Below are 8711 nucleotides of genomic sequence, written 5' to 3'. Positions count from 1 at the left end.
ATGAAGTACTCACTCAGCTGTCCTCATCAGTAGGTACCGCATCAGCCTTCGAGGTCCTCGTCGCTGTCACCGAGCGCCAGTTGCACGAGGTCGTCGACGCCCAGACCGGCGAGCGTCTCCGGCCCGTCGGTCTCGTCCGGCTGCCCGGCACCGGGCGCGGCGGTGTCGAGGGCGGCCAGCTCCACCAGGGCGTCCAGCAGTCCGGCCTCCCGGATCCGGGCCAGTGGGAGGGAGGCCAAGACGTGACGCAGCCGCTCCTCGTCGACCTCCGTTCCGCTCTTCGCGCCGTCCGGGAGGAGTTGGGCGTGTACGTGGCGGGCCAGTGCGAGCGGGGTCGGGTAGTCGAAGACCGCCGTCGCGGCCAGGTTGAGGCCGGTGGCCTCGCGGAGGCGGTTGCGGAGCTCGACCGAGGTGAGCGAGTCGAAGCCGGCGTCCTTGAACCGCGTACCGGCCACGACCCCCTCCGGACCGCTGTGCCCCAGCACCGTCGCCACCTGGGTGCGAAGGAGGTCGAGGAGCACGGCCTCCTGCTCGGCCCGGGCGCGCCCGGCCAGCCGGCGGCGCAGGGCGTCACCGTTGTCACCGGACGCGGCTCGCACCACTTGGCGGGTGCCTCGGACCAGGCCCCGCAGCAGGGGTGGCACGCCCCCGCCCGTCGTCGACTCGGCGCGGACGGCCCGTAGGTCCAGGTCGATCGGCACGAACAGCGCTCGGTCACCGCTCAGGGCCGCGTCGAAGAGGGCCAGCCCCTCCTTCGGCCGGAGCGGCACGATGCCGCCACGCCGGTTGGTACGGGTGCGCTGGGCCGCCTCGGTTCCCGCCGTCATTCCGACGGTCTGCTCCCACGGGCCCCAGGCGAGTGAGGTGCCCGGCAGGCCCGCCGCCCGGCGCCGGTGGGCCACCGCGTCCACGTAGGCGTTCGCCGCCGCGTAGTTACCCTGCCCCGCCGACCCGAACAGACCCGACGCGGAAGAGAACACCGCGAACATCGACAGATCCATGCCCCGGGTCAACTCGTCCAAGTGGTCTACGGCCGCCACCTTCGGTCCGAACACATACGCCAACCGCTCCGGCGTCAGCGCCCCGATCACCCCGTCGTCCAACACACCAGCCGTGTGCACAACCCCGGAGAGCGGATGCTCGTCGGCGACGGAATCGAGGAGCGCGGCCACGGCCTCCCGGTCGGCGACATCACACGCCGCCACCGCCACCGACTCCGCACCCAACTCCCGCAGTTCCGCGACCAGTTCGGCCGCACCCTCGGCATCCGCACCACGCCGACTAGCCAGAAGCAGATGCCGCGCACCATGCTCGGACACCAGATGACGGGCCACCAACGCGCCCAGCGACCCCGTACCACCCGTCACCAGCACCGTGCCCGCGGCAACCGGAGCAAGGCCCCCGACCGACTCGACGGCGGCGGCACGCACTAGACGCGGCACGAACAACTTCTCGCCGCGAACCGCGAGTTGGGGCTCATCGATGGCCAGCGCCACGCCCAAGTCACCCTCGAAGGCACTGTCGTCGGTGTCGAGGAGGACGATCCGATCGGGGTTCTCGGCCTGGGCCGTGCGGATGAGACCCCAGACGGCCGCGCCGGCCGGGTCGGTGACGTCACCGTCGCCGCCGGCCGGTACCGCGCCCTGAGTGACCACCACCAGCTTGCCGCTCTCGAAGGCCGGGGCCACCAGCCAGGCCTGGAGCACGCCGAGCACGCGGGCGGTGAGTCCGAGCGCGTCGTCGTCCTCCGCGGCGACCGCTCGTACGACCACTGCCAACGGCACTTCGTCGCGGGCGCCCAGCGCCGCAACGTCGGTGGCGGTGGCGACCGGTGTCCAGGACGGCACCGGCACGGCCGCACGCGCGGGCGCGGCGGGCAGTTCGGTCCACTCCACACCGAACAGGGCGTCGTCACCCGCCGCACCGGCCGCCTCCAGCTGCTCGGCGGAGACCTCCCGGAACACGAGTGAGTCCGTGGTCAGGACGAGACCGCCGGTCTCGTCGGCCGCCTGCAACGACACCGTGTCCGGACCGGACGGCGCCACCCGCACCCGCAACACCGAAGCACCGGTGGCGTGCAGCGCCAGGCCGTTCCAGGCGAACGGCAGCACGGTCCGGGACCGGTCCACTCCGCCAGGGGCGTCGACCGGCTGGATGAACCCGTTGGAGTGCAGGGCGGCGTCCAGCAGAGCGGGGTGGATGCCGAACCTGGTGGCGCTGTCGCGCTGGTCCTCCGGCAGGGCGATCTCGGCGAAGACCTCCTCGCCACGCCGCCACACCGCACGCAGGCCCTGGAACGCCGGGCCGTACGTGTAGCCCATCCGGATCAGACCCGCGTAGAAGTCGTCGACATCCACCTCGACGCGCTCGGCGCCCGGCGGCGGCCAGGCGGCGAAGTCGACCGTTGCCGCGCGCGCGACGGCCTCCCGCACCAGCCGGCCGGTGGCGTGACGGATCCACACGTCGGCGCCGCTGCCCTCCGTGCCCTCGTCGCGGGTCGAATAGATATCGACGGCGCGTGCGCCGTGCTCGTCGGGGCCGCCGACGGCGACCTGGACGCGGACACCGCCCTGGGCGGGGACGACGAGGGGCGCCTCGATGACCAGTTCGTCCAGCGTGCCGCACCCGACCTCGTCGCCGGCCCGTACCGCCAGCTCGACCAGTCCGGTACCGGGGACGAGGACGACCCCGCCGACAGCATGGTCGGCGAGCCACGCGTGCGTACGCAGGGAGAGACGAGAAGTGAAGACCAGCCCGTCCGACTGCGGAAGCCTCACCACCGCACCGAGCATCGGATGCGCCGTACCGGCGAGGCCGAGCGCGACGGCGTCGACCGCAGGAGTGGGGCGGAGCCAGTAGTGCTGGTGGTCGAAGGCGTACGTCGGGAGGTCGAGGTGCGAAACACCGGCGACCGGAAGCATGCCCGCCCAGTCGACCGACCCTCCGCGCACGAAGACCTCGGCGACTGCCGCGAGAAGAGACTGCGTCTCGGGGCGGCCGTCCCGCAGAGCCGCGACGCAAGCCGCCTGCTCACCGGCGGACTCCCCCACGACACTCGACAGCGCCGCACCAGGGCCCAGTTCGACGAACACCACATCGCCGTCGCCCGCCGCGGCCGCCACGCCGTCGGCGAAACGCACCGGACGACGGACATGGTCCACCCAATACTGCGGGTCGGTGAACTGACCCGGCTCCGCAAGCCTCCCGGTCACGTTCGACACCACCGCGAACTCCGGCTCCGACCACGTCACTTGGGACAGCACGTTCGCGAACTCGTCGAGCATCGGCTCCATCAACACCGAATGGAACGCATGCGAGACAGTCAGCCGCTTCGTCTTACGGCCCTGCTCCGCAAGCTTCGCCGCCACCGCCAGAACGGCGTCCTCTACGCCGGAAAGGACCACCGACGCCGGACCGTTGACCGCGGCCAGGTCCACGCCGTCGCCCAGCAGCGCTGCGACTTCCGCCTCCGAAGCCGCCACGGCCACCATCGCACCACCCGAGGGCAACGCCTGCATGAGCCGACCTCGCGCAGCGACCACCGCAGCCGCATCCGCCAACGACAACACCCCGGCGACATGCGCCGCCACGATTTCACCGATGGAGTGGCCCATCACCGCATCCGGCTTGACACCCCACGACTCCACCAAGCGGAACAACGCAGTTTCCACCGCGAACAACCCAGCCTGCGTGAACACCGTCCAGCTCAGATCACCAGCCTCGCCCAGGACCACATCCCTGACCGAGTGCTCCACCCAGCCCGACAGTTGCGCGTCCAGCACGGCACACGCCTCATCGAAAGCCGCCGCGAACACCGGGTACCGCTCGTACAGTTCACGGCCCATCCCCACCCGCTGCGAACCCTGACCCGGAAACACCACCACCGTACGAACCGAATCGCCGGCGCTCCCCCTGACCAGACCAGGGATCGACTCGCCCCGCGCCAACGCACCAAGCCCCGCCAACGCCTCCTCACGCGAACTGGCCACCACCACCGCACGCTCGGACAGCACCGCCCGCTGAGCGACCAACGCACCCGCCACAGGGGACAGCGACACCTCCTCGGCAGCGAGGAAGGACGCCAGCCGCTCCGCCTGCCCCGCCAGCGCACCCGCGCTACGCGCCGACACCACCAACGGCACCACACCACCGACGACATCCACCGTCGGCTCAAACTCGGGCTCAGATGTCGGCTCGGGCTCAGGCGCCTGCTCCAGGATCACGTGCGCGTTCGTCCCGCTCACGCCGAAGCCCGAGACGCCCGCCCGACGCGGCCGGTCCGTCTCCGGCCAGTCCCGCGGCTCCGCCAGGAGTTCCACCGCGCCCGCCGACCAGTCCACCTGCGACGACGGGGCATCGACATGCAGGGTGGGCGGCATCACGCCGTGCCGCAGCGCCTCCACCATCTTGATGACGCCCGCGACACCGGCCGCCATCTGTGTGTGGCCGATGTTCGACTTCAGGGAGCCCAGCCAGAGCGGCCGCTCCGGATCGCGATCCCGCCCGTACGTCGCCAGCAGAGCCTGCGCCTCGATCGGGTCGCCCAGGACCGTGCCCGTCCCGTGCCCCTCGACCATGTCCACGTCCGCCGTCGACAGACCGGCGTTGGCGAGCGCCTTGCGGATCACGCGCTGCTGCGAAAGCCCGTTGGGCGCTGTCAGGCCGTTGGAAGCGCCGTCCTGGTTCACCGCGGAACCCCGTACGACCGCCAGCACCCGATGCCCGTTCCTACGCGCCTCCGACAGACGCTCCAGTACGACCACACCCGCACCCTCGGCCCAACCCGTACCGTCCGCTGCATCCGCGTACGACTTGCACCGGCCGTCCACCGCCAGACCCCGCTGCCGCGAGAACTCCACGAACGTCCCCGGCGTCGCCATCACCGTCGCGCCGCCGGCCAGGGCGAGCGAGCACTCACCCTGCCGTAGCGACTGGGCAGCCATGTGCACCGCGACCAGCGAGGACGAGCAGGCCGTGTCCACGGTCACCGCCGGGCCCTGCAGACCGAGCACGTACGACACGCGGCCGGAGGCGACGCTGCCCATGCCGCCGGTGCCGGTGAAGCCCTCCAGTTCGGCGGGCACGGTGCCGCCCGCTCCGTACGCCTGACCCATGACGCCGAAGAAGACACCGGCGTCCGTGCCCTTGAGCGAGTCCGGGGCGATCCCGGCCCGCTCCAGCGCCTCCCACGATCCTTCGAGAAGCAGCCGCTGCTGGGGGTCCATCGCGAGGGCCTCACGCGGCGAGATCCCGAAGAATCCCGCGTCGAACAGGCCCGCGTCGTAGAGGAACCCGCCCTGGCTCACGTACGACGTACCGGCCTGGTCCGGGTCCGAGTCGAACAAGCCCTCGACATCCCAGCCGCGATCGTCCGGGAAGCCGGACATCGCGTCCCGACCCTCGCTGACCAGCCGCCACAAGTCCTGCGGGCTCGCCACACCGCCCGGCAGACGGCACGCCATCCCCACGATCGCGATCGGCTCGTCGGGGTCGGCGAGCGGGACCGGGACCGGTTCGCCGGCGGCCGGCGCCGCGCCGGTCGCCTCAGCCAGCTCGCCGTGGAGGAAGCGGGCGAAGGCGAGCGGGGTGGGATGGTCGAAGACGACCGTGGCGGCCAGCTTGAGTCCGGTCGCCTCGCGCAGGCGGTTGCGCAGCTCGACCGAGGTGAGCGAGTCGAAGCCGGAGTCGCGGAACGCGCTCTCGGTCCGGACGCTCTCGGGCCCCGGGTGCCCGAGCACGGTCGCCGCCTGCGAGCGGACGAGTTGCAGCAGCAGTGCCTCCTGCTCGTCGGGCGCGAGCCCCACGAGCCGGGCGGCGAGCCCGCCACTGCTCTCCCCTGCCGCCGCACGTGCCTGCCGTCGGCCGGTGTGCACCAAGCCGCGCAGCAGGGTCGGGACACCACGGCCCGCCGCCGCGTCGGCACGCAACGCCCGCAGGTCCAGCTTGGCCGGAACGAGCAGGGCGTCGCCGGTGCGCAGTGCCGCGTCGAAGAGTTCCATGCCCTCGGCGGGGGTCATCGCCAGTACGCCGCCTCGCCGGTTCATCCGGCTTCGGGTGAGGTCGTCCATGCCGGCCGCCATACCGCCGGCGGTCTGCTCCCAGAGCCCCCAGGCCAGCGAGGTGGCGGGCAGGCCCACCGCCCGGCGCTGGTGGGCAATCGCGTCGAGATAGGCGTTGGCTGCCGCGTAACTGCCGGTGCCCGCGCCGAGGAAGACGGACGAGACGGAGGAGAAGACGACGAACACCTTGAGTTCCGGGGCGAGTTCGCGGGTCAGTTCGTCCAGGTGCCGGACGGCCGTCACCTTCGGCGCGAAGACCTCCGCCACCCGGGCCGGGTCGAGCGTGCCGATCACGCCGGCGTCCGCGATACCCGCGGTGTGCACGACAGCGGTCAGCGGGTGCTCGGCCGGGATCGCCTCGATGAGCGCCGCCAGCGCGTCCCGGTCGGTGACGTCGCAGGACTCCACCGTGACGGCGGCCGCGCCGAGTCCGCTCAGCTCGGCGACCAACTCGTCCGCTCCGGCGGCGGCGCGGCCTCGGCGGCTGACAAGCAGCAGGTGCCGTACGCCGTGGTTCACGACGAGGTGCCGGGCCAGGATGCCGGCCAGCGAGCCGGTACCGCCGGTGATCAGTACGGTGCCGTCCGGGTCCAGGTCCGCCGGCACCTGCGTCCGCCCCGCGCCGGAGGCGCGGGCGAGCCGCGGGATCGAGAGGGCCGCGCCGCGCACGGCCACCTCGGGTTCTCCCGAGCCGAGCACCGCACCGATCACGGAATCGAGGCCGGCAGGCAGACCCGCGGTGGCGTCGCCGTGGTGATCCGGATCGCGGACGAGGTCGGCGGCCCGGATCTCCGGATCCAGGTCGAGCAGCACGATCCGGTCGGGGTTCTCGGTCTGCGCGGCACGGATCAGGCCCCAGACCGCGCCGCCTGCGGGATCCGTGACCGCGCCCCCGGGCCCGGCGCCCACCGCGCCCAGGGTCGCCACGACCAGCGTGACCGCGTCGAGGCCCGGAGCTGCCAGCCATGTCTGCACGGCCGCGAGAACCCGGTTGGTCACCTCCACCGGAGTGTCGTCGGCCACGGTGACGGCCCGCAGCAGCACGGCGGTCGGCAGTTCACCGCCTGCCGCCACCGCCTCGACCAGGGCCGTCACCTCGCCCGCGCTGGACACCGCGGCCCAGGACGTGGTCCCGGCCGACACGCTCTCGGTGCCGGGCAGTTGGGTCCACTCGACGCGGAACAGCGCGTCGTCGGCCGGAGAACCCGCACCGGCCCGCACCTGCTCGGGGCTCAGCGACCGTAACTCCACCGCCTCCGCCGTCAGGACCGGACCACCGGCCTGGTCGACCGCCTCGAACGACAGGGTCCCCTCTCCCGTGGACACGATCCGCGCCCTGAGCACGGTCGCGCCGACCGCGTGCAACCCCAGCCCGTGCCAGCCGAGAGGCTGCCGGAAACCGCCCTCGCCCGCGTCCCCACCGGCGGTCACAGCCTCCAGGAGCATGGGATGCAGTACGGCGTCCAGCAGGGCGGGATGCACACCGAACCGGCCCGCTTCCTCACGCTCCTCATCCGGTACGGCGAGCTCGGCGAAGACCTCCTCGCCGCGCCGCCACACCGCCCGTACGCCCTGGAACACCGGGCCGTACGCATAGCCGTGGCCTGCCAACTCGGAGTACAACTCGTCCGTCTCGACGCGTCGGGCGCCGGGGGGCGGCCAGGCGGTGAAGTCGAAGCCGGGGGCGGGAGCGGCGGCCGCCGTGAGGGTGCCGGTGGCGTGGCGGGTCCAGGCATCTGTACCGGTGTCGCCGGTGGCGTCCTCACGAGCCGAGTAGACGGCGACAGTACGAGCACCGTCCTCGGCCGGTCCGCCGACGGCGACCTGGACACGGACACCGCCCTGCTCGGGCAGCACGAGCGGCGCCTCGACGACCAGTTCGTCCAACGTGCCGCACCCGACCTCGTCACCGGCCCGGAGAGCCAGTTCCACCAAGGCCCCGGCGGGCACGAGGACGGTGTCACCCACGGCGTGGTCGGCCAGCCAGGGGTGCGTACGCAGCGACAGACGGGAAGTGCAGAGCACACCGCCGGTCTCTGGCACCGCCACGACTCCCCCGATCAGCGGGTGATCGGTACCCGCCAGGCCGAGAGAGGCGGCGTCACCCGCCGGACCGAGCCGGAGCCAGTAGTGCTGGTGGTCGAAGGCGTACGTCGGCAGGTCGACCTGGCCGGCGGATCCCTCGGGGAGCATGCCGGTCCAGTCGACCGCGACACCGTGGACGAACAGCTCGGCCATCGAGGTGAACAGGCGGCGGGGACCGCCCTCGTCGCGGCGCAGCGAACCACTCACCACAGCATCGGCGTCCGTCTGGTCGACGATTTCGCTGACCGGCTGGACCAGAACGGGGTGGGCGCTGGACTCGACGAACACCGTGTGGCCTTCGGCGAGGAGAGCGGCTATCGCGGGACCGAAGCGGACCCGACTGCGCAGGTTGCGGTACCAGTAGCCGCCGTCGAGGACGTCCGCCTCGCGGACCCATTCACCAGTAACCGTCGAGTAGAAGGGAATCAGCGGCGCCTGGGCGCGGATGTCGGCGAAGGCGGTGGCCAACGTCTCCTCGATCGCCTCGACGTGCCGGGTGTGGGAGGCGTAGTCCACCGCCACCCGACGCACCCGCACACCATCCGCGGAAAGGACCTCCAGCGCCTC

Annotated in this window: 1 protein-coding gene; it reads right to left on the bottom strand. The window is 72.3% G+C overall.

What is annotated here, in order from left to right:
* Positions 1–41 precede the first annotated feature (41 nt).
* On the bottom strand, positions 42–8705 hold the full coding sequence (locus tag OO69_RS44250; protein WP_078652858.1) for a type I polyketide synthase: 8664 nt from the start codon (positions 8703–8705) through the stop codon (positions 42–44).
* Positions 8706–8711 lie beyond the last annotated feature (6 nt).

It is taken from the genome of Streptomyces sp. NRRL F-525 (assembly GCF_000716605.1).
Classification (GTDB): Bacteria; Actinomycetota; Actinomycetes; order Streptomycetales; family Streptomycetaceae; genus Streptomyces.
The sequence above is the reverse complement of the archived record's forward strand: the minus strand, read 5'-3'. Positions and strand labels throughout refer to the sequence as shown.